The organism is Pseudomonas medicaginis (assembly GCF_965119365.1).
GTDB lineage: Bacteria > Pseudomonadota > Gammaproteobacteria > Pseudomonadales > Pseudomonadaceae > Aquipseudomonas.
The window spans coordinates 4627746-4651588 of the sequence record NZ_OZ221631.1 but is presented as its reverse complement, the minus strand read 5'-3'; the positions used below and the strand labels follow the sequence as shown (position 1 = coordinate 4651588).

4 protein-coding genes are annotated in these 23843 nt (G+C 65.0%); all 4 read right to left on the bottom strand.

What is annotated here, in order from left to right; all coding sequences use genetic code 11:
• Positions 1-114: 114 nt before the first annotated feature.
• The gene (locus ACMTA2_RS20105) at positions 115-1275 is read right to left on the bottom strand and encodes an FAD-dependent monooxygenase (protein ID WP_413791439.1); all 1161 of its coding nucleotides are present in this window, start codon (positions 1273-1275) and stop codon (positions 115-117) included.
• 85 nt (positions 1276-1360) lie between these two features.
• Entirely contained in the window at positions 1361-8659 is a 7299-nt protein-coding gene (locus ACMTA2_RS20100) for an amino acid adenylation domain-containing protein (RefSeq protein WP_413791438.1), read from the bottom strand.
• Between the two features lie 106 nt (positions 8660-8765).
• Positions 8766-10028, bottom strand: a complete 1263-nt coding sequence (locus ACMTA2_RS20095; protein WP_413791437.1) for a glycosyltransferase — start codon at positions 10026-10028, stop codon at positions 8766-8768.
• Positions 10029-10259: 231 nt separating this feature from the next.
• On the bottom strand, positions 10260-23840 hold the full coding sequence (locus ACMTA2_RS20090; RefSeq protein WP_413791436.1) for an amino acid adenylation domain-containing protein: 13581 nt from the start codon (positions 23838-23840) through the stop codon (positions 10260-10262).
• Between the last annotated feature and the right edge of the window lie 3 nt (positions 23841-23843).

Genomic DNA, 23843 nt, shown 5'->3' with positions numbered 1-23843 from the left:
GTCGTTTTTTGTCTATGTAGGAGTCGCTTTCTGTCATTGACGCTTTAGGGCGATTCTTAATTGGGCGGGGCTTCACGCCGTTCCGCCCAAGTCGTTCAGTGACTGTTTGCAAGGTTATGCGCAGGGTTTGAACGAGAGGAGGTCGATGTTCTTCTTGCGCAGGCTGCTTTGTGGCGTCAGGCGCAAATACCATTCTCGGAGCCAGCAGGCCAGGGTTGACTCGGCTTGCTCGACGCCGCTCATGAAGCGCGCGGCATTGACGATTCCATTGGCCCGGGGGTGTCGATGGGCCTGGTAATGCAGCAGCGCGGTGCGCAGGTCCGGCGTTCGCGTCAGTCGATCGGCCAGTACCACGGCATCCTCGATCGCCTGCGCCGCACCTTGGCCCAGGCTGGGCAGCATGGGGTGAGCCGCATCGCCCAAGAGCACCACGTGCCCATCGCAGAATTGTTCGACGGGATGGCGATCCCGGGCATGCATTTTCAACAGGGCGCTCTCGGGGGTGGCCTCGATGGCGGCCAGGACCTCCGGTGCCCAGCCGGCGTACGCCTCGAGCACTTCCTGCTTGCTGATGTTCAAGGCGGCATCCGCCGCGTTTTCGTGATTGCAGGTGCCCCACCAATAGGCCTGGCCATTTCCGACATCGCAGAGCCCGAAACGCTTGCCGCGGCCCCAGTAATGCGCCACGTAGCCTTCAGTCATGACCGAATGGCTGAAGGGTGCCACCGCCAGCCAGGCAACATAACCCGAAGGGCGTGTTGGCGTGTCGCCGAGCATCTGCTGGCGAATCACCGAGTTCAGGCCATCGGCGCCAATCAACAGATCCGCCTCCTGGAGGCTGCCGTCTTCGAATCGCACCACGACGCCATCGGGACGATGCTCATACCCCGTACAACGCAACCCGGTCGTCAGGGTGTCGGGGGCGAGCTGCTGCGCCAAGGCACGTAGCAACAGTGGGCGCTGGATATTCACGCTGGGATGACCCAGTTGTTCGCCGATCTCGTGGATCGGCATGCGGGTGATGGCATCGCCCTGGTGTTTCTTGAAGAAGAAGTCACGGATCACCTGGCCCGCCTGTTCCACCGGCACATGGGCGTCGATCGAGTGCAATGCCGCCATGGCATTGGCCATCACCGACAAACCGGTGCCTCCGGTGCGCAGGGTCTGGGCCGCTTCGAAGACCTTGACCTGCCAGCCCGCGCGCTGCAGGGCGATGGCGGCGGTCAGCCCACCGATCCCGGCGCCGGCGACGATGGCTTTTCTGGTTGCTGTCATGCTGTTTCACCTGTATCGAGCCCGGAACGACCGGGCGATGGCATCAAGCGGGCCGTCAATCCGGTCCCGTGATCGTCGGTCATGGTCAAGCCAGTGCGCTCATGGATTCGGCGTACCGGGTCCGGGACAGGTCCATCCGCGAACGGATGCATTGGCCCACGTGCTCGATGTGCGGTTCGCGCATCATGGTCAGGTGGTCACCCTCCACGGCGATTCGCTGTACCTGGGGCGCAATCGAGCGCCAGCCGCGGTACGGGTCGCGAAAGGCGGTGCCTACCAGTTCATGGGGAGCTTGCAGCACATCGGGCAGTTCGACATCCGCCGCGAACAACGTGATGGGCAGGTCCAGGGGCGGGAAGCGATAGTCCAGCAGCCCTTGCCAGTTGGCATGGAATACACGGAACAGCTGATCGAGTGTCGCCAGGGTGATGGTCTCGTCGAAAATCCCCTGGTCGATGCCGTGCTGCCGGATCGCTGCGAAGGCCTGTGGGTCGTCCTGGGAGGAGAAGTCCAGGGCGTGGTAGGCGTACTCCTTCTGGCCGTCGCCGCTGAGCAGTTCCCACATGAACCAGTTCATGAATTCACTGCGTTCTATCTGCACCTCGCCCTGCCTGACGCGCACGATGGTGTCCAGCAGGAACACGTTATGCAAGCGCCGTCCGCGCCGCTGCAACTCGCTCGCCAGCTCATACGCCACCACGCCGCCATAGGACCAGCCGCCTATATTCAGGGGGCCTTCAGGGGCGACCTGTTCAATGGCGTCCGCGTAGTGCACCGCCTGGGCCTGCACCGATTGCAACGGCGCACGGGCATCCCAGGTGCCCGGTGCTTGCAGGGCATACAGGTGGACCTGGTCCTTGAGCACCCGCGCCAATGCCGCGTAGCACAGCACATGTCCGCCAATGGGGTGGACCAGGAACAACGTCGGCTTGCGCGCGGCATTCTTGAAATCCACCAACGCACCGGTGTCGAGGTGTCCGGTTTGGGTCTGTTGCAGCACCAGGGCGAACTCGGCGATGGTCGGCGCCTGGATGAAGTCGGACAGCGACGGTTCCAGGCCTTGATGTTTGGCGAGCATGGCCACCAGTTGTACTGCCTTGAGCGAATTGCCCCCCCGCTCGAAGAAGTTGTCGTGGATGCTGATGCTGTCCAGGTCCAACGTTTCCTGCCAATAGGCTTGCAGCAGGTCTTCCATGGCATTGCGCGGGCCGATGAAGGGGCGCTGCAAGGTGGTCTGAACGTCAATCTTCTGCAAGCGCTGCCGGTCGATCTTGCCCGTGGGCCCGAGCGGTAGCTTCGCGATCCTGACCAGGGTGTTCGGCACCATATAGTCGGGCAGCGCCAGGCGCATTTGCGCCTTGAACTGGTCCAGGTCCGGCTCGCGCCCCGGTAGGGCCTGGACGAACCCCACCAGATAACGGCTGCCATCGGTTGCCGTCTTGTCGATGACCGCCACCTGCTCGATGTCGGCCCTGAACCGGGCAGAGCCGAGCATGGCCACTTCGATCTCGCCGAGCTCGACGCGGTAACCGCGAATCTTGACTTGAGCGTCGCTGCGGCCCTGGTACACCAGATCGCCGTCGGGCAGGTAGAAACCGACGTCCCCGGTCTCATACAAGCGTCGGGTCTGGCCGTCGAGCTGGCGATAGATGAAGCGTTCGTCGGTCAGGTCGGGGCGATTCCAGTAACCGTTGGCAAGGCAGGCCCCTTCGATGAACAGGTCGCCGGTCACGCCGACCGGGCAGGGGTTGCCGGCGGGGTCCAGGACATGCAGGCGTACCCCGTCGATGGGAGTGCCGATCGGCGGCATGCTCGGCCAGGTGGCCGTCGCGCCGTCCAGTCGCAGGCTCGTCACCACATGGGCCTCGGTCGGACCATAGTGGTTCTCGACCCGGCAATCGCCGAGGTGGTCGATCAGGTCGCGGATTTCGGCGGTGATTTTCAATTGCTCGCCGGCGACGTTGATCTGGCGCAGCGAGGTGGGGTGGATACCGAGCTGTGTGGCGACTTCGGCCAGGCCCTGGAAGGCGACGTAGGGCAGGAACAGACGATTCACCTGTTGCTCGCCGATAAACTGCAGCAAGCGGATGAAGTCGTAGCGCAGCCCTTCGTCAATCATCACCAGTTCATGTCCGCTGGACAGGGTCGAGAAAATTTCCTGGAACGAAACATCGAACGAAATGGGTGCGTATTGCAGCGTCTTCAGCGGTTGTGTCGCATCGGCGTCCTGGGCCTGCTGGCGGATCTGCCAAAGGATCATATTGGTCAAGGCCTGGTGCGGCATGGCCACGCCTTTGGGGCGGCCGGTCGAGCCCGAGGTATAGAGCACGTAGGCGTTGTCTTCAGCCTTGACGCCTGCGGCAATGGCGGCCAGCCGTTGGCGGCCGCCGGCCAGGTTGCCGTCGAAGCCGGCGACCACACTGTTCCAGTGGCACGTATCGGCCTGTCCCGCCAGGGCCATCGCCAGCTCCGCAGACGCATCGGCGAATAGCACCAGGCGTGGTTGCGAGTCTTCGAGAATCAGTTGGATACGCTCGTTCGGATAGCTCAGGTCGATCGGAACGTACGCGGCACCGGCCTGTACGACACCGAGCAAGGCGACGATCAGGTCAGGTGAGCGGGGCATCATGATCGCGACCCGATCACCCTGGCCGATACCGTGCCGGTGCAGCCAGCTCACCAGTTGTGCGCAAGCATCGTGCAGTTGACGGTAGGAAAGACGGGCTTGGCCGAAGCTCACGGCGGTCTGCTCGCCATGGCGCGCGAAACTGTCCAGCAACATGCTCGACAGGTTGTCGTGGGGCAGCGCCGTGGCGGCCCTTGGGGTGGTTCGTTCAACGGGGGGCAGCCAGGCAGGAATGGTCGGTCTGGCTTCAGGCGCGGCCATCATCAGCTCCAGCGTGCGCAGCAGGTAATCGGCATAGGCTTGGACCTGGCTCGTGGCGACACGGGCGGTGCGGTAGTCCATCTTCACCATCAACGTGCCGTTGGCGGGGTGGCGGCCAAGGGTGGTCAGCAAGTCATAGTTACTCGCTTCCGTCGTTTCCCAATCGGTGAGGATCTCTTCACCTTGGGCCAACAGGTCCTTGAGCACGTAAAAGTCGACGTAGTTGAACACCACGTTCAAGGCGACATCGGTCTCGCGATGAATCAATGCGAACGGATAGCGCCGATGGGTGAATACCTGCTGTTCCTGGGCAATCGTTGCCCGGATCATCTCCAGCCAGCTCTGGCCCTGGCTGCTGAAACGTACCGGCAGGGTATTGAGAAACAGCCCCAGGACCGAGGCGGCGTCTTCGAACTCCGGCCGGCCGTGGCTGATCACGCCACACAGCACGTCCTTTTGATTGGACATGATCGCCTGGGCGAAACCGTGCGCCGTCAACAGGACCGAGCGCAGGGGCAGGTCCCGGGCCTGGCAGAACGCTTCGAGCCGGGCCAGCTCCGCGGCGGGCAGTTCCCGGTAGGCCGAGCGGTGCGGCGTCGGGTCCGGTGCCACCCCATGGATCCAGCTGGTCATGGCGGCGGCGGGAGCTTCCTGCAAGTACTCGCGCCAGAACCGACGGTGGGTATCCGTCGCTGTGGCCTCCTGCTCCAGGACCACGAAGTCGGCCGGCGTGGTGGTCAGGGCAGGCAGCGCGTCGACGCCAGGCGCCGAGGTGTAGAGCGTGATCAGGTCACGCATCAAGGTGGCGACGCTCCAGCCGTCGAGGATCGCGTGGTGGAAGCTGAAGACCAGGTCGAACTCGCTCTGCGCGACGAACACGCAGAACTGATACAGCGGCGCCCGTTGCCAGTCTTCGCGGTAACGCTTGCGTTCCTCCACGTAGGCGGCAATGGCCTGGCCCCGGGCATCGGGGCTCAGCGAGCAGACATCGATGATGTGCACGGGAGGCTCGACCGTCGTATGTACCCGGGCCATGGGCACCTCGGCGTGACCGATATCGAACGACATGCGCAAGGCCGGGTGGCGCCGGATCAATGCGTCACAGGCCCGCTCCCAGGCCGGCGCATCCCAACGCAGGCGCAAGCGGTAGCGGAAGATGTCGTGATATATCGCCGAGTCCGGGTGCATCATCGAGTGATAGATCATCCCGACCTGCAGCTGCGAAGCGGCAAACACGTCATCGAACACGCCTTCGCTGGCCGCCCGGATCGCGGGTGCAACCTGGGCGAAAGGCTTGACGTGGGCCAAGGGTTCGAGCCCGGTGGCCGGTGTCTGCCCGGACTCCAGGGCTTCGGCCAATTGAGCGATGGTCGGGCACTGGTAAACCTGCGCCAGGGTCAGTGCAATACCGTGTTCACGGGCGTTGATCTGTAAGTGGATGACCTTCAGGGAGTCGCCACCCAGCATGAAGTAGTTGTCATGGATGCCCAGCGTCGGGCGCTTGAGGTTGTCCCGCCAAAGCTCGGCGAGCGCCTGTTCCAAGGCCGTGCGTGGCGCTGTCGTATCGGTGCCCTGGGTGGCGGTTGGCTCGGGCAGGGCCTTGCGGTCCAGCTTGCCGTTGACACTCAGGGGGAACTGTTCAAGCTCGACCAAGTGCCTGGGCACCATGTAGTCGGGCACCTGCTGGCGCAAGGTTGCCTGCAGCGCTTGCGGGGATGGCGAGCACCCGGGCTTGCTCACCCAATAGGCGTCGAGGTACGCATCACCGGCTTCCTGGCGGGCGATCACGACCACGTCCTTGACGCCTTCACACGCAAGCAGGTGGGCTTCGATCTCGCCCAACTCGATGCGCAGGCCGCGGATCTTCACTTGGAAATCGTTGCGCCCCAGGTATTCGAGACTGCCATCGGGCAGCCAGCGCCCGAGGTCGCCGGTCTTGTACAGGCGAGCCTGGGGTTCGGTGCGGAAGGGGTCGCGGATAAACCGTTCGGCCGTCAGTTCGGGACGGTTCAGGTAGCCCCGCGCAACCCCGATGCCACCGATGTGCAGCTCGCCAGCCACACCCGGCGGCAGCGGTTGCAGATTCCCATCGAGGACATGCATCTGGATATTCGCGATTGGCCGGCCGATCGGCACGATGCCGTCGTGGGCATCGGGTCGACAATGCCATGCGGTCACGTCGATGGCCGCTTCGGTGGGGCCGTAGAGGTTGTGCAGTTGCACCGTCGGCAAGCGTTCGAAAAAGCGCTTCTGCAAGGCATGGGGCAAGGCTTCGCCGCTGCACAGGACCTGACGGAGCGAGGGCAGGCGCTGGGGCTCCACCTGGTCGAGAAAGACCTGCAGCATCGACGGGACGAAATGCAACAGCGTGATGTCGGCGCTCGCCATGATGTCCATCAAGTAGCGCGGGTCCTTATGCCCGTCGGGGGCGGCGACGATCAGTTGCGCGCCGCTGAGCAGCGGCAGGAAAAACTCCCAGACCGACACGTCGAAGCTGAATGGTGTCTTTTGCAGGATCCGGCTGTGTTCATCGACCCCATAGGCATCCCGTGCCCAGAGCAAGCGATTCACGACCCCGTCATGCTGGTTCATCACGCCTTTGGGCAAGCCGGTGGAGCCCGAGGTGTAGATCACGTAGGCCAGGTGGCGAGGCGTCAGCCCGAGCGCTGCGGCGTCCGGGTTGTGCGTCGGTTGTCGGGACAGTGCTTCAGGCTCGGCATCCAGGCACAGCACAGGCATCGTTACGGCGGGCAGGCTTGCCAATAATCCTCGGGTGGTGATCAGGGCGCAGGGCGCGCTGTCGCTGAGCATATGGCTCAAACGGTCGGCCGGATAACCTGGGTCCAGCGGCACGTAGGCGGCACCTGCTTTGAGAATGCCCAACAGACCGACCACCATCTCCAGGCTGCGGTCCATGCAGATGGCAACACGATCGTCCCGGCCAAGCCCGGTTTCCAGCAGGGCGTGGGCCAGGCGGTTGGCCTGGCGGTTCAACTGGTCATAGGTCAGCGCCTGGTCCGCGAAGCGTACCGCGATCGCGTCGGGGCGAGCGGCGACCTGGGCTTCGATCAATTGATGCAGCAGCACATCCCGGGGGTAGTCGACGTCGGTGCGGTTCCATTCCTGCAACAGTCGACGCTCAGCGGGCGGTAGTGGGTCGAGGGCCGCGACCGACACATCGAAATCAGCGGCGACGCACGCCAGGATATTCATGAAGCGCTGTTGCAAGGCCTCGATCTGCGGCGCGTCGAAATAGGCCTCGTTATAGATGAAGTGCATCCACACATCATCTTCCGGCGCGGACTCACGAACGTGCATCGCCAGAGGCATTTGTTCATAGCCATTGCTGAGCTTGACCGGCTGTGCCGGCGCAGGCCCGTACCAGGTGTCCTGGTCCTGTTCGAAGGACACCACCACGTCGAACAACTGTCGCCGCCCCAGGTTCTGCAAGCCGAGTTCGCGGTTCAGTTCACTCAGAGGAAAGCGCTGGTAGCGATAATCCTGCTTGAGCGTCAGGGCGATCTTGCCGACCAGCTCGCTGAAACTCAGGTCGGTGCCCAGGCTCAGGCGGACCGGGCTCATGCCGACGAACAAGCCCATCGTGGCTTTGTGTGCGGCATTGGCGCGGTTGAGGATGGGCAGGCCGATCACGATTTCATCCCGCTGCTCGGTGCGCGCAAAGTAGCTGTACAGCACCCCTAGCATGACGTGGAAGACCGTTGCCTGGCCTGTGGCCTTCGCATTTTCGCCAAGACGGTTGTAGAGCGCCCGGGGCAAGCGCCAGGCATGGTTCTGGCTGGGCACCGGGCGCTGGTCGAATCGAGCCGGGTGACGGGGCGCGAGCAGGGGTTCGGGCAGCGTGCGGTATTTCTCCAGCCAATATTGGCGTTGGCGCTGGAACGAAACCGAGTCCCTGCTGGCGACTTGCTGCTCGACATAGGCTTGATAGGTCGGTGCCGTTGCCGTGTTTTGCGCCTGCTCATGCAGGGCGGTGTAGGCCTGGCTGAGTGTTCGGCCGATCATGGCGAAGGACCAGCCATCGATGATCAAATGATGGCAATTGACGAAGCAATAGTGGAGGTCCTCCCGGACCTTGACCAGGTCCGCGCGCACCAGCAGTCCATCGTCAAAGGAAAACGGTGTCTGAAGCTTGGCCTGTAGCAAGGCCAACGCGCTGGCCTCTGGATCGGCATGGCCCGACACGTCGTGCACCGCCAGCGGGGCATCGACCGGACCCAGGAAGCGTTGGCGCGGCAGAGGGTGCTCGCTGGAGCCGGGCACCAGTTGGATGCGCAAGGCGTCGTGGCCGTTGACGACCTGGTTGAAGGCCGCCCGCAGTAGCGTGGCGTCGACCGCGCCGTTGATGCGGGCATAGCCGCCGATGTTGTACAACGGGCTGCCGGCATGCAGCACCTGGTCCAGCCAGATGTCCAGTTGCGGGGTGGTGAGCGGGTAAAGCGCGCAAGCTGCGCTCGAGGCGGGCAGGGGCTGGGTCATGATGTTCTCCGTGGGCCGATCCGCTGGCCCGATGAAACCAATGAAAAGAGTGATGCCTTCTGGCCGGCCAATGGCGGCGCCGCGTCAATCGCCTATCAATCGGTGATTACGCGACGCGATACGTGGCGGTGCGGGCGACGGCCTCGATTTGCAGCGCTGCCGCTTCGCGGGCGCTGTCACCACTGGCCATCAGCTTGCTGTAGCGGTCACAACAGGTGCGCACGTCATGACTGTCCAGCACCGTGTCCAGGGCCGTGGCCAGTGACTCGGCCGAGGCCGGCGTGGAAACCTGCACGCCGCACCCCAGGCGTTGCATTCGCGCTGCGTTGTCGAAATGGTCGTGCGCAAAAGGCGTGGTGATCTGTGGCACCCCGGCAGCGATGGCCAGGGCCGTGGTCCCGACGCCCCCGTGATGCACCAGGGCCGAGGTGTGGGGCAGGATGCGGCTCATGGGGACGTAGGGTCTTACCAGGATCCTGCCGTCGCTGGACAACGACGGGTCGACCGGCTGCCGGGTCAGGAACACGCCGCGGCGGTCGATCAACTTCAGCGCTTGAGCGGCAGCGGCGAAATACTGTTGGGCATTGACCGTCGTCGAACCCGGGGTAAATACCACCGGTGGGGCCACGCTCAAAAAGTCCTCCAGTTCGGCGTCTGGCGCCTCGAAGCCGGACTCATCGAACAACGGGAACCCGGTTAGTACGGTCTGGGCGGGCCAGTCCGGTTGGATCGGGGCGAACCAGTCAGGAAACAACCCCAATACCCGGTCGGGCGAGGAGATCCACTGACTGATGATGCGCTTGACCGGGGGCAAGCCCAGTTCGCGGCGAAAACCGTTGAGCTCGGGCTTCATGAGCCGATCGAGGACGGCGTGCTCGATGACCCCCAGCAACAGGCGTCTCAAGGGGTACGGCACGAAGGCCGGCAGGTTCGCTCCAGGTGGATGGACGGGGCGCGCGAGGGGCGACCAGATGGCGAACGGTGTGACCTGGCCGGTGACCAGGGGGATGCCGTGTCTTTCCTGTAGCAGACGGGCGGAAAACGCCCATAACGAACCCAGCAGGACGGTGTCGTCGTCACACGCTTGCTCCAGCAGCCGATACTGGTCGCGCAGGGTGCCGCCGACGGTTTTCCATAAAGTGGGCAGTGCCGTGCGCGGATGCCACAACGCCGGGTCGGCCATGACCGCTTGATATTCCTCGCGGGTACCCAAGGGCAGGAATCTGAAACCACAGCGCTCGATCACCGGCGCGAACACCGCACTGGCGCAGAACGTTATCCGATGTCCGCGTGCGGCGAGGGTGCGGCCGATCCCGACAAATGGGTGAACGTCACCGGCTGAGCCGATGGCCGTAATGATCACATGCATAAGGCTCCCTTTTAGAGTGATCGTGCGGTGGGTGACAGTCCTGACCGGCGGGCGATCAGGCATCGCCTGTGGAATCCATCCACAGAAACGATTCAGCTCGAGGGGGTATTTAAGCGGTTGCAGGTAGCGAACGTCTGTAGCGGAAAACGGGGACATTGCCCTCAGGCACGCGGCTTTGCGTCCACCTCTTGGGCTGCCCCGCGGATTGCTCCCAGGACAGCCCAAGGCGGTCTATGCCATCGCGACGATTTTCAAGGCCTGGGAAATCGCCTCGCCCAGCCGGGCCACATGAGGCGCCTTGACCAGTGTGTTGTGGGTGCCGGGCAGGGCCGTCACGCTCACCTGATCGGCCAGCAACCCACGCCAGCCCAGGGTCGGATCGCTGCGTTCCTGTTCGCTCGCGGTGAACAGCGACACCTTGAGCGGGCTGGGTGGGCTGATATAGGCGCCGATGGCCAGGCGCATCCGATAAGCGACTTCCAGATGCGTACGCAGCAGGGCGGCGTCGATGTCGTGGGGCAGTTCCTCCGGTAGCAGGCGGTGGTTGGTGCACAGCGTCAGCATGGCGTCGATGTCCGAGTGTTCCGCCAGCAGGTTCAGTTGCCGCAACAGCCCGGGGTCGATCTGCTCGGGCAGCCAGGCCATCAGGAACTGCGCTTCGCTGATCGAGGGCTCGGGCACCGGATCCGGACGGGCCGATGCGTCGATGATGCCGAGAAACTCCACGGCTTCACCCCCAGCCTGCAGTTGACGCGCCATTTCATAGGCGATCAGGCCACCGGCTGACCAACCGGCGATCCGGTACGGACCTTGCGGCTGCACCTGGCGGATGGCCGTCAGGTAACGCGTTGCAATGGCCGGCACGTCGGACAGCGGTGCCTCGCCCGCCACCAACCCACTGGCTGCCAAGCCATAGACCGGTACCTGGGGGTCGAGCACCGGCGCCAGGTCCCGCGCATATTGCACTTCACCGCCCAAGGGATGGACCAGATACAGCGGCCGCTGGGAACCGGTGCGGCGGATCGGCACCAGATTGCGCTGGGCCCCGGGCCGGGACTGGCCGTCGAGGGTCCTGGCGAAACCGGCGAGGGTCGGCTCGACGAACAGATCCCGCACGGCGATCGGTTTACCGAGGACTTTGCGCAGCCGAGAGGCCATTTGCACCGCCATCAGCGAAATGCCGCCGAGGCTGAAGAAGTCGTCGTGGCGGCTGATCCGCTCCTGTTTGAACAGGTCCTGCCAGAGGGCCGCGATGGCGAGCTCGGTGTGCCCTTCCGGCGCTTCGTAAGGCCGCGGCGCGGGGCCGTCTCCGGCGATGGCAGGCTGGACGACGGCATTGGCCGAGCGCACCAGCGGCGGTGTGCTCTGCAACAACTGGCCGATGGATTGCCGTGGGTCGGTCACCAGGTTCTCCAAGACCTTGGCAAAAAGGCTGGCGATGTTCTGCACGGTGGCGATGTCGAACAGGTCGTTGGCGTATTGCAGGCTGCCACCGATGCGTTCGCGATTGTCGATCAGCGACAACGATAGGTCGAACTGCGTGGTGTTGTGGGGGCTTGCCAGGGTCTGCACCTCAAGCCCAGGCAGTTGCAGCGGTGCCGGCGGCGTGTTGTCCAGGCTCAACATCACCTGGAACAACGGGCTGTGGCTCATGCTGCGAGTGGGTTGCAAGGCGCTCACCACCTGTTCGAAAGGCAGGTCCTGGTGATTGTAGGCGGCCAGGGTCAGGTCCTTGATTCGCCCCAGCAATTCGTCGACGCGGGTATCGCGCTCGGTGGTGACCCTCAGCGCCAGGGTGTTGGCGAAGAAGCCGATCAACGCCTCCAGCTCCGGACGCTGACGGTTGGCCACTGGCGTGCCGACGACCACATCGTGTTGGCCACTCAGATGGCTCATCAACACCGACCATCCCGCCAGCAACACCATGAACAACGTGGTGCCCCGGGCCTGGCTGAACGCACGCAGGTCGGCGCTGAGGGCAGGTGAAAAGCTGCACTCGATGATGCCGCCGGTATACCGCTGTATCGCCGGACGCGGACGATCCAGTGGCAGGTTCAGCAGCACGGGCGCACCTTCCAGGTGTTGTCGCCAGAAGTCGATCTGCGCTTGCAGTGCCGGGCCTTCAAGGGATTGTCGTTGCCAGGCGGCATAGTCCACGTACTGCAGCGCCAGGGGCGGCAACGGATCTTTCTGGCCTTGGATGAAGGCGCTGTAGAGCGCGCTGACCTCGCGGGCCAGCACGCTGTTGGACCAGCCATCGGAAACGATGTGATGCAAGGTGATGAACAGCACATGGTCATCATCGGCCACTTGCACCAGGTGGCCGCGCATCAGTGGCCCGCTGTGCAAGTCGAACAGTTGCGTGGCGTTGGTCCGACCGAGGTGTTCGAGCATGGCCTGGCGTTCATCCGGGGCGATGGCGCGCAGGTCCTGTTGCTCAAGTCGGAAGCCGTAGTCGGCCGGGGCGATTTTTTGCAATGGCTCGTCGTCCACCAGCTCGAACCGCGTGCGCAAGGTTTCGTGACGTGCCACCAGGCGGTCGAGGGTGGCTTGCAGCGCCGCTTTGTCCAGCGCGCCCTTCAGGCTCAAGGCCAGCGGCAGGTGATAGGCCGCGCCGGCCGCGTGGTCCAGATGATCGAGGAACCACAACCGCTGTTGCGAGAAGGACAACGGCAGGCGCCCCGCGCGATTGGCCAAGGGAATCGACACCGCTTCGGTGGGCGAGGCGGCCTGCACCAGGGCAGCGAGACCCCGTACCGTCGGCGCGTCGAACAGTTCGCGCAGGGTCAGTCGTGCGCCCAACTTGCGTCGCAGCCGCGACAGCAACTGCACGGCGAGCAGCGAATGCCCGCCCAGTTCGAGGAAACCGTCATGGCGGCCGACCTGGTCCAGGTGCAGTAAACCTTTCCAGATCTCGGCAATGGCGATTTCGGTATCGCCCTGGGGGGCCTCGTAGGTTTTGCTGGCCAGGGATTCCAAGCCGGGCTCGGGCAGGGCACGGCGGTCGAGCTTGCCGTTGGCGGTCAAGGGCAGGGCATCCAGATGCACGAAGGCGCTGGGCACCATGTACTCCGGCAGACCGCTCAACAAGGCACTGCGCAGTTGCTCGGCCGGGACCGGTTCGCCGCAGACATAGGCGACCAGCCGCTTGCTGTCCGTATCGCCTTGGCTGTCCTCCCGGGCGATTACCACGGCCTCGCGGATACCCGGGCAGGCCACCAAGGCGTTCTCGATCTCACCCAACTCGATGCGGAAACCGCGGATTTTCACCTGGAAGTCATTGCGCCCCAGGTATTCGAGCGTGCCATCGGCCAGCCAGCGACCGAGGTCGCCGGTCTTGTACAGGCGGGCGTTCGGCTCACCGCTGAACGGATCGGCGATGAAACGCTCGGCGCTCAATTCCGGCCGGTTCAGGTAACCCCGGGCCACGCCGGCACCGCCGATATGGATTTCCCCGGCCACCCCCAACGGTGCCGGTTCGCCTCGCGCATCCAGCACGTGGACCTGGACGTTGGCAATCGGCCGGCCGATGCTCGGGCGTTCGCCGAGGTCGCGGATCAGGTCGATAGTGGCGTCCACCGTGCATTCGGTAGGGCCGTACATGTTGTAGAAACGGATGCTCGGGCAGTTGCGCAACTTCGTCCAGGTCGCGGCATTGATCGCCTCGCCACCGAGCAGCACGCTCACTGGCTGATAGCTGCTGCGCTCCAGCAGGCCGGCGGCGAGCAGGGTGTCGAGCTGCGACGGGGTGGAGTCGAAGGCGTGCACCTGGTGCTGTTCGAGGAAGTCCAGCAACTCGTGGCCGCTGGCGCGGATCAGTTGCGGGATGATCACCAGGCGATGGCCGGAGAACAGCTGGGCGATGCCCTTGATCGACATGTCGAAGAAGAACCCGGCGTTCAGGGCCACGGTGGCCGGGGCCGGGCAGTGTTGGTGGGTGGTGCGGGTCAGCACGTGCCAGAAGTTGAACACCGAACGGTGCTCGACCATCACGCCCTTGGACTGGCCGGTGGAACCGGAGGTGTAGATCACGTAGGCCAGGTGTTCCGCGCTCAGGCCCGGTACTTGGGGATTGGCATCGAACGCCGAATCGTCCACCGCTTGCAACGATTCCACGGTGTCCAGCAGCAACACCGGCAGTTCCCCGGAGGGCAGGGACAGCGCCGATTGGGTCAACAGTGCCTGGGGTTGGCTGTCCTGCAGCATGAACGTCATGCGCTCGGCCGGGTGGGCCGGGTCGATGGGCACGTAGGCCGCGCCGGCCTTGAGCACGCCCAGCAGGCCGACGATCATGTCCAGGCTGCGCTCGGCGCAGATGGCCACGCGCTGATCGGGCTGCACGCCCAGGGCGAGCAACTGCCGGGCCAGGTGGTTGGCGCGGCGATTGAGCTGGCGGTAGGTCAATTGCTGTTGTTCGCAAACCAGGGCCACGGCGTCGGGGTTGGCGTGCACCTGGGCTTCGAACAGCTGGTGGATCGGTTGCGCCGGGCCGAAATCGCTGATGGTGCGGTTGAAGTCTTCGAGCAGCAACTGACGTTCGCTGGCGGGCACGACGTCCAATTGACTGGCGAGGCGTTCCGGGGCCTGTTCAAGGGCCTCGACCAGCGCGGCGACGGCTTGGGCCAGGTAGGCGGCGATGCGTTGCGGATCGATGCCGGTGACGGATTGGGCGGTCAGGGAGAACCCGCTGCCCACATTCGCCACGGCAATCTCGATGGGGTAGTTGGTACGGGTTTCGGAGGCGATGAAGTGCATGCCTTCGTGGTCGCCCATGTCTTCGACGTTTTCCCCGGAGGCGTTCACCAGGTCGCCATGACGGCAGTTGAGGATCACGGTGAACAATGGCAGTGAGGCATCCACCGCACTGCAACGCTGGGCCAGGGCCAGGGAGGCCTGTTCGTGGGTCAGCAGTTCACTGAGTTGCTGGTAGGCGTCGCGGACAATGTCGCTGACGGTGTTGTGTTGCAGGCGAATGCGCATCGGCAAGGTGTTGATGAACATCCCCAAGGCGTGGTCGGCGCCAGCGGTGCCTTGGGAGCGACCCGACAGCACCGTCCCGAAAATCCCGTCGTCGCGGCCGCTGGTCGCCGCCACCACCAAACCCCAGGCGGCATGGAACAGCACGGAAGTGGGCACACCTTGCTGGCGTGCCATGTGATGCACCTGGGCGCTGAGTTCGTCGCCCAGGTGTTTCACGGCGCGTTTGATCCCGGCGCCGTTGCCCCGGACATCCAGCACGCCGTAAGGCGCCGTGGTGGCATCGACGTCGGCCAGCAAGCGGCGGAAATAGGCTTCGTGATCGGCCTGGGAAACACTGGCGGCCTGGGCGATGAAGTTACGGTAAGGCTGGGAGGGCGGCAGGCTGTCGGCCTGGCCGGCCAGGATCGCCTGAATTTCCAGCATGATCAGGCGCAAGGTGACGTTATCGCTGACCAGGTGATGGTCGAGCAACGCCAGCAGCCATTGGTCCTGGGGCTCGTCGTAAATGATGTACGCCGCGATCAGCGGAGCCCGCTGCAGGTCGAGTCGCAAGTGATGAGTGTCGGTGTGCTCGCGCAGGACCTGCATGGCGTCTTCGCCTGGGAAACCGTCCAGGGTTACCACCGGCAGTCGTGCCTGGCGATGGACCACCTGCACCGGCTGCGGCAGGCCGTGCCAGCGCAGGGCGGTACGCAGGATGTCATGACGGTCGATGACCACTTGCACGGCGGCGAGGAAGTCGTCGAGCACCTGGCGGCGGCTGAACGTCACCACGGTGCGCATCAGGTAGGCGTCGCCTTCGGACTGCAGCAAGTGGTGGAACAGGATGCCTTCCTGCAGCGACGACAACGGGTAGATGTCCTGCACGTTGGCGGCCCCGCCAGGCACGTCGGCGACGATCTGCTCGATTTCCGCCTGGCTGAGGGTCACCAGCGGCAACATCTGCGGTTCGATGATCGTGCAGTCGGCGGGGATCAGGTTGGCCGGGACGACCCGCTGGGCGTTGTTGCCACCGGCGAGGACCGCCGCCATGGCCTTGAGGGTCGGCGCGGCAAACACCGTGCGCACATCCAATTGCAGGTCGGCCTGGCGCAGGCGTTCGATCAGGCTGATGACCAGGAAGGAATGGCCGCCGAGTTCGAAGAAGTGATCCTGGCGACCCACCCGTTCTACCCCGAGCAACTCCTGCCAGGCATTGGCCAGGGTGATTTCGATGGCGCCCAGCGGTGCCTCATACCGCTGGCTCGCGGCGGCGGAGGCGTCCGGTACCGGCAAGGCGTTGCGGTCCAGCTTGCCGTTGGTGGTCAGCGGCCAGGTCGCCAGGGTCACGAAGGCGCTTGGCACCATGTGCTCGGCCAGCACGCTCGCCAGTTGGCTGCGCAAGGCCGACGACTCCACGACGACCCCATCATGGGCGATCAGGTACGCCACCAGGCGTTTGTCACCGGGCTGGTCCTCGCGCACGACCACCAGGGCTTCACGGACTTCGGCGCAGGCCAGCAGTTGGGCTTCGATTTCCCCCAGTTCGATGCGGAAACCGCGGATCTTGATCTGCGAGTCGTTGCGGCCCACATAGACCACTGCACCGTCGGCGCGGTAGCGGGCGATATCGCCGGTGCGGTACAGCCGGGCATCGGCTTGTGTCGCGAACGGGTCGGGAATGAAGCGCTCGGCATTCAGTTCGTCGCGATTGAGGTAATGCCGGGCCACACCGGCGCCGCCGATGTAGATCTCGCCATTGACCCCCACCGGCACGGGTTGTCTGTAGTCGTCGAGGATGCGCAGGCACAGGTCGGGCAATGGAGGGCCGATCAGGCTGGGCGCGCCCGCGTCGATTTCATCCTGGCTGACAGGGTAGTAGGTGGCGTGCACGGTGATTTCGGTGATGCCGTACATGTTCACCAGGCGCGTGCGGGACACTGCCGTGCGCGCGGTCCACGGCCGCAGGCTGCGGAAGTCCAGGGCCTCGCCGCCGAAAATCACTTCCCGCAGGGCGTGTTCCAGGTCGCTGCGCTCACGGGCCTCGATGAACTGGCGGAAGGCGCTCGGCGTCTGGTTCAGCACGCTCACCCGTTGCTGGCAGACCAGTGCATAGAAATCGTCGGGTGAACGGGCCACTTCGCTCGGGACCACCACCAGCTTGCCACCGTAGCTCAGCGCGCCCCAGATTTCCCAGACCGAGAAGTCGAACGCAAAGGAGTGGAACAGCGTCCAGACGTCGTTGCGACCGAAGTCGAACAGTCCGGCGGTGGCGTCGAACAGGCGCGCCACGTTGCCGTGCTCCACCAAGACCCCTTTGGGCAACCCGGTGGAACCCGAGGTATAGATGACATAGGCCAGGTGCCGCGACGTCAGGCCGAGCGCGTGGGCGTCCGGATTGCGGTCCAGCTCCGCCAGGTCGTCTGCCGCGAGCTCATCGTCGAGATTCACCACCGGCACGGCGTGCTCAGGCAGTGCGCCCAGGCACGTCGGTTGCGCCAGCAGTACGACCGGGGTGCTGTCGTCCAGCAGGTAGCCGAGTCGTTCGGCGGGGTAGGCCGGGTCCAGCGGCACATAGGCCGCACCGGCCTTGAGCACCGCCAGTACCGCACAGACCATTTCCACGCCGCGCCGAGCCAGGATCGCCACCCGGTCGTCAGGGCGCACGCCCTGGGCCAGCAGCGTCTGGGCGATGCGGTTGGCCCGGCGATTGAGGGCCTGGTAGCTCAGTTTCGTTTCGCCAAAGACCAGGGCAATGGCCTGGGGCTGGGCGGCGGCGAGTTGTTCGAAGCGCTGATGAATCAACGGTTGCGGGGTGAACACGGCCTTGGGCGGCAACGCCGCTGGCGAGGCCTGGCGCTGTGCAGGACTGAGCAACGGCAAGCCAAGCGCGGGCTGTTCGACATCCGTCACCATGGCTTCGAGCAGGGTCTGGAAATGCTGGGCGAAACGCTCCACGGTGGCGCGGTCGAACAGGTCGCTGGCGTATTCGATCACGCCGGACAACGTGCCGCCGTCATTGCCCAGGGTCAGCATCAGGTCGAACTGCGAGGTTTCATGGGCCTGGGCCACAGGCACCAGGGTCAGGCCGGGCAGGCTCAGTTCGCCACCGCCCGGGGTGTTGTCCAGCGACAGGGCGACCTGGCACAGCGGGTTGTGGCTCAGGGAGCGGGGCGGCTGTACGGCTTCGATGACTTGCTCGAAGGGAATGTCCTGGTGTTCGTGGGCCGCCAGGGTGGTCTGTTTGATCTGCTCCAGCAGTTGCGTCACGCTCGGGTCCTGCGTCAGGTCTACGCGCAGGGCGAGGGTGTTGACGAAGAAACCGATCAGGTTTTCGGTCTCGGTGCGGCTGCGGTTGGCCGTCGGTACGCCGATGACCACGTCCTGTTCGTTGCCCAGGCGCGCCATGAGCACCGACCAGGCACTGAGCAGCGCCATGAACAGGGTCACGTTGTGTGCCTGGCAGAAGTGCTCCAGGCGCTCACGCAATGCCGGGGCGATAGTCACCGCAACGTCGCCGCCCCGATAGCTTTGCATCGCAGGACGGGGACGGTCGGTGGGCAGGGACAGCAGGGACGGCGCGCCTTCCAGGTGCTCTCGCCAGAACTCGGCCTGGCGATTGAGCCGTTCGCCGTCGAGGGCCTTGTGCTGCCAGGCGGCGTAGTCGGCATATTGGATCGGCAATGCGGGCAGGGGATCGGGCTGCTGCTGGGCGAAGGCCCGGTAGAGGGCGGCGAATTCCCTGACCAGCACACCCACCGACCAGCCGTCGGAGATGATGTGGTGCTGGGTGATCAGCAGGATGTGTTCGTCATCGGCCAGGCGTAGCAGGCGTCCGCGAATCAATGGCCCTCGGCTCAGGTCGAACGGCGCCAGGGCCTCGGTGTTGCCGATGCGCGATGCGCTGAGGCTGGCCTGTTCATAGGACAGTGCGCGCAGGTCCTGTTCGGCCAGGGCGAAGCCACAGTCCGCAGGAGCGATGACCTGCACCGGCTGTTCGCCGTGGCGTTCGAAGGTGGTGCGCAGGCTTTCATGCCGGGCCACCAGGCGATCCAGCGCGGCCTTGAGGGCCGCACGGTCGAGATCGCCACGCAGCAGCAAGGCGGCCGGCATGTGATAAGCGCTGCCGGCGCCGGAATCGAGCTGGTCGAGGAACCACAAGCGTTGCTGGGCGAACGACAACGCCAGCGGCCCGTTGCGGTCGACCAGGCCGATGGTCTGGGCCAAGGCGGTGTGCGGGTGACCCACCACCCGTGCCAGTTCTTCCACGGTGGGGTGGCTGAACAGTTCGCGCAGCATCAGCTCGCAGCCCAGTTGCTGGCGCACCCGAGAAACCAATTGCGCGGCCAGCAGGGAATGCCCGCCCAGTTCGAAGAAACTGTCATGGCGACCCACGCGGTCCAGGCCCAGCAGCGCCTGGAAAATCTGCGCCAGGGCGGTTTCGGTGGCGCCCTCGGGGGCCGTGTAGCCGCGCTCGGACATGGCGCCCAGGTCCGGTTCGGGCAAGGCCTCCTGGTCGAGTTTGCCGTTGGCCGTGAGTGGATAGGCGTGCAGGCTGACGAAGGCCGTCGGGATCATGTAGTCGGGCAGGGTCGCGCCCAATTGCTTGCGCAAGGCGGCCACTTCCAGCACCGCGCCCGAACGGGGAATCAGATAGGCGATCAGGCGCTTGCCCTGGCTCGCGTCCTCGCGGGCCAATACCCGCGCTTCACGCACGCCCTCGCAGGCCAGCAACTTGGCTTCGATCTCCCCCAGTTCGATGCGGAAACCGCGAATCTTCACCTGGGCGTCGATCCGGCCCAGGTGAACGATTTCGCCGTTGTCCAGCAGCTTGCCCAGGTCCCCGGAGCGATACAGCCGTTCGCCGGGACGGAACGGGTCGGCAATGAAGCGTTCGGCGCTCAAGGCCGGACGGTTCAGGTAGCCCCGGCCGACCCCCAGTCCGCCGACGCAGATCTCACCGGCCACGCCCACCGGCAGCAGCCGTTGCCGGGCATCGAGCACGTAGGCCACGGTGGTCGGAATCGGCCGGCCGACGTTGGAGATGCCGGCGGCGATGTCCGCCTCGTCAATGGCTTTGTAGGTGACGTGGACGCAGGTTTCGGTGATGCCGTACATGTTCACCAGGGCCACATGCCCGAAGGCACGGTGGAAGGCCTCGAGCTTGCCCAGCTCCAGACTTTCCCCGCCAAAAATCACGTAGCGCAGGTGCGCCAGGCGCACGTCCGGCGTCGCCAGCGCGGCGGCGCTGAGTTGATGGAACGCCGAGGGGGTCTGGTTCAGCACGGTCACCTGTTCGTGCTCGAGGAAGCCCAGCAGCGCTGCCGGATCCCGTCTCAGGGCCTCGGGCACCAGGCTCAGGCGCGCGCCGTAGAGCAGGGCACCGAAGATTTCCCAGACCGAGAAATCGAAGGCATTGGAGTGGAACAACGACCAGACATCGTTGGCGCTGAATTGGAAGTCCAGTCGATTGTTGTGCAACAGGCGCACGACGTTGCGGTGTTCCAGCAGCACGCCCTTGGGTTCTCCGGTGGAACCCGAGGTGTAGATCACATAGCAGAGGTGGTCCGGGGTGTTGACGTGGGTCGGGTTGGCGACGCTGGCATCGACGTTGCCGAGGGTCGGATCAAGGACTTCGATACCCAGCGCCAGCAGCGCCGGCGCCATGTCCTGGCACGCGATGGCCTTGCGGGCGCCGCTGTCGCGCAGTACGTAGGCAATGCGCTCGTGGGGCGAGGCCGGGTCGATGGGCACATAGGCGCCGCCGGTCTTGAGCACTGCCAGGGTGGCGACGATCATCTGCACCGAGCGCTCCAGCGTGATGGCCACCAGTTCCTGGGGCCGCACACCTGCGGCGCGCAAGCGGTGGGCGAGGCGGTTGGCCTGTTCGTTGAGCTGGCGATAGCTCAGCTGTTCCTCGCCGAGGTTGACGGCAATGCGGTCCGGGGTGTGGCGGACCTGCTCCTCGAAAATTTTCTGCAGGGTCAGGGTGTCGGGCCAGGCCGCTTCGCTGTCGTTGAAGTCGATGATCTGCCGCTGCCGCTCGGCGCTGTCCAGCAGGGGAACATCGTCGACGCGCTGTCGGGCATCCTCGACAAAGGCTTCCAGCAGGCGCACGTAGTGACGCATCAACTGTTGGATGAACCCGGCGTCGAAGAACTCCGCGTTGTACACCACATGCCCGGCCCAGCGTTGTTCGCCAGCGCTGATCAGCAGGTGCAGGTCGTTCTTGCCATAGCCCAGGTTGCTTTCCAGGGTACTGACCGCCAGCCCCGCGACCAGCGTGCTGGCGTCGGTGTCGTGCTGGAAGTTGAACAGCACGTCGAACAGCGCCGTGCGGCTCATGTCCTTGGCCGGGTTGAGGGCCAGTACCAACTGGTCGAACTGCATGTGGCGATGGCGCAGGGCCTGGGTCAGGTTGTGGCTGGTCTGTTCCCAGAGCTGTTGCAAGGTGGTGTCGCTGTCGCAGAACCCGCGCATGACCAGCAAGTTGTCCAGCGGCCCGACGACGTCGGCCAGGCCGGGCTCACGGCAGGCGGCCGTGGTGCCGATCACCAGTTCATCGTGGCCGGCATAGCGGCGCAGCAACGCGGTAAAGGCGCTGAGGGCCAGGCTGTCGGTACTCACGCCGACCTCTCGGGCCAGGGCGTCGAGGCGGCGTACCAACGGCGTTTCGAGGGTGAAGGCGTGGGTCGCTTCGGCGAACACATGCACGGCCATGCGCGGGCGATTGAGCGGCAGCTCCAGGGCTTGCAGCTTGCCGCGCAACTGATAGCTCCAATAGGCCCGCAGGTTCTCCAGCACGGCGGCCGGGAGCTGGCGTTGCCAGGCGGCAAAGTCGCCATAGCCCAGGGGCAGGGGCGGCAGTTCGGCGTTGCGCTCGGCGCAGGCCGCGGCATAGAGGGCCAGCAGGTCGCGCTTGAGCAATTGCATGGAGGTGCGGTCGGCCAGCAAATGATGCGCGGCAATCGCCAGCACGGCGGTGCGTTCGTCCGCTTGCACCAGGCTGGCGCGCACCAGGCTGCCACCGTTCATGGCCAGCGGCCGACGGGTCTCGGCCAGGGCCTGAGAGGCGAGGGTGTCCGGGTGACCCTGGATCCGTTCAAGGGCCAGGGTGGCCGGCCCGTCGAAGCACTGCCAGGCACTCGCACCGTCGCTCAGTACCCGGCAACGCAGGATGTCGTGACGGGCCAGCAGGCCATCGAGGGCGGTTTGCAGGGCCGGTTGGTTGATCTCGCCGGTCAGTTCCAGTAGCAATGGGATGTTGTGATAGACCGGGTTGGCGTCGTACAGGTAACCGCTCTCGAAAGTGTCGACGAACCAGAGCCGTTCCTGGTGATAGGACAGGGGCATGCGCTCCGGCATTGGCGTCAGCGCGGTGATTGCCGGCAAGACCAGGGTCGGGTCCAGTTCCAATGCACCGATGCGGGTGTCCGGTGCTTCGGTGAAACATTGCAGCAGGCGTTCGAAGCGCGCCGCGAGGCGCTCGACGGTGGCGGCGTCGAACAGCGCGGTGGAATAGGACAGGCTGCACGACAGGCTCGGGCCACCTTCGTCGATGTGCAGGGACAGGTCGTGCTGGGTGTTGTCCTTGCGCGACGGCAGGAACTCCAGGTCCAGCCCCGGCAGGTGCAACTGGCCGCCGGCCCCCCCAGCGTTGGTGTAGAGCATGGTCTGGAACACCGGGCTGTAGCTGGCGCTGCGTGGCGGCTTGAGGGCTTCGACCACCAGCTCGAACGGGGTGTCCTGGCGACTGGAGGACTCCAGCATCAGGTCCTTGATCTGCTGCAGCACCTGCTCCAGCGTCGGGTTGGCTTCCAGGCGGATGCGCAGGGCCAGGGTGTTGACGAAGAAGCCGATCAGCGACTGCACATCCTGGCGGTCGCGGTTGGCGGCAACGGTGCCGATCACCAGGTCCTGCTGGCCGCTGATCCGTGCCAGCAACACCGCCCAGGCCGCCATCAGGGTCATGAACGGCGTCGCCGCGCGGGACTGGGCGAACCGGGCGATGGCAGCGGACAGTGCGGGCGGCAGGTCGAAGCCCAGGGTTTCACCCCGGTAGCTTTGCACCGCCGGGCGTGGCCGGTCGGTGGGCAGCGCGAGCAACGCCGGGGCGCCGGCCAGGTGGGCGCGCCAGAACTCCACTTGCTGGTCGAGGCGCTCGCCCTGCAGATGACGGCGCTGCCAGGCGGCGTAGTCGGCGTATTGCAGGGCCAGCGGCGGCAGGGGATCGGGTTGGCCGGCACTGAATGCCTGATACAGCGCGGCGAATTCCTTGACCAGCAGGCCAATGGACCAACCGTCGGAGATGATGTGGTGCTGGGTGATCAACAGCCGATGCTCATCGTCGGCCAGGCACAGCAATGTGCCGCGGATCAGCGGACCGTGCAGCAGGTCGAACGCTCGGGCCGCTTCCTCTTCCGCCAGCCGGGCCGCTTGCCGCCCGGCCTCGTCCCGAGGCAGGTGGCGCAGGTCCTGTTCCAGCAGGTTGAAGCCACAATCGGCCGGGGCGATCACTTGCATCGGTTGTTCGCCGTCGCGGCGGAAGGTGGTGCGCAGGCTTTCATGCCGCGCCACCAGACGATCGAGGGCACGCGTGAGCGCAACTCGGTCGAGGGCGCCGCGCAGCACCAGCGAGGCGGGGATGTGATAGGCGGCGCTGGCCGTCGGGTCCAACTGGTCGAGAAACCACAGCCTTTGCTGGGCGAACGACAGCGCCAGCGGCGCGGCGCGGTCGACGGGAGCCATGTCGTCGGTAACGGTTTCGATGACCCGCGTTGCGCCACGTTGCTTGAGCAGTCGCAGCAGGGCGGCACGTTTCAACTGGTCGAGACTATCGTTATGTTCGTTCAATTG

Excerpts from the sequence above, each read along its gene's own strand:
- ACMTA2_RS20105 (WP_413791439.1), bottom strand. The coding sequence starts at position 1,275 with ATGACAGCAACCAGAAAAGCCATCGTCGCCGGCGCCGGGATCGGTGGG.
- ACMTA2_RS20100 (WP_413791438.1), bottom strand. The coding sequence starts at position 8,659 with ATGACCCAGCCCCTGCCCGCCTCGAGCGCAGCTTGCGCGCTTTACCCG.
- ACMTA2_RS20095 (WP_413791437.1), bottom strand. The coding sequence starts at position 10,028 with ATGCATGTGATCATTACGGCCATCGGCTCAGCCGGTGACGTTCACCCA.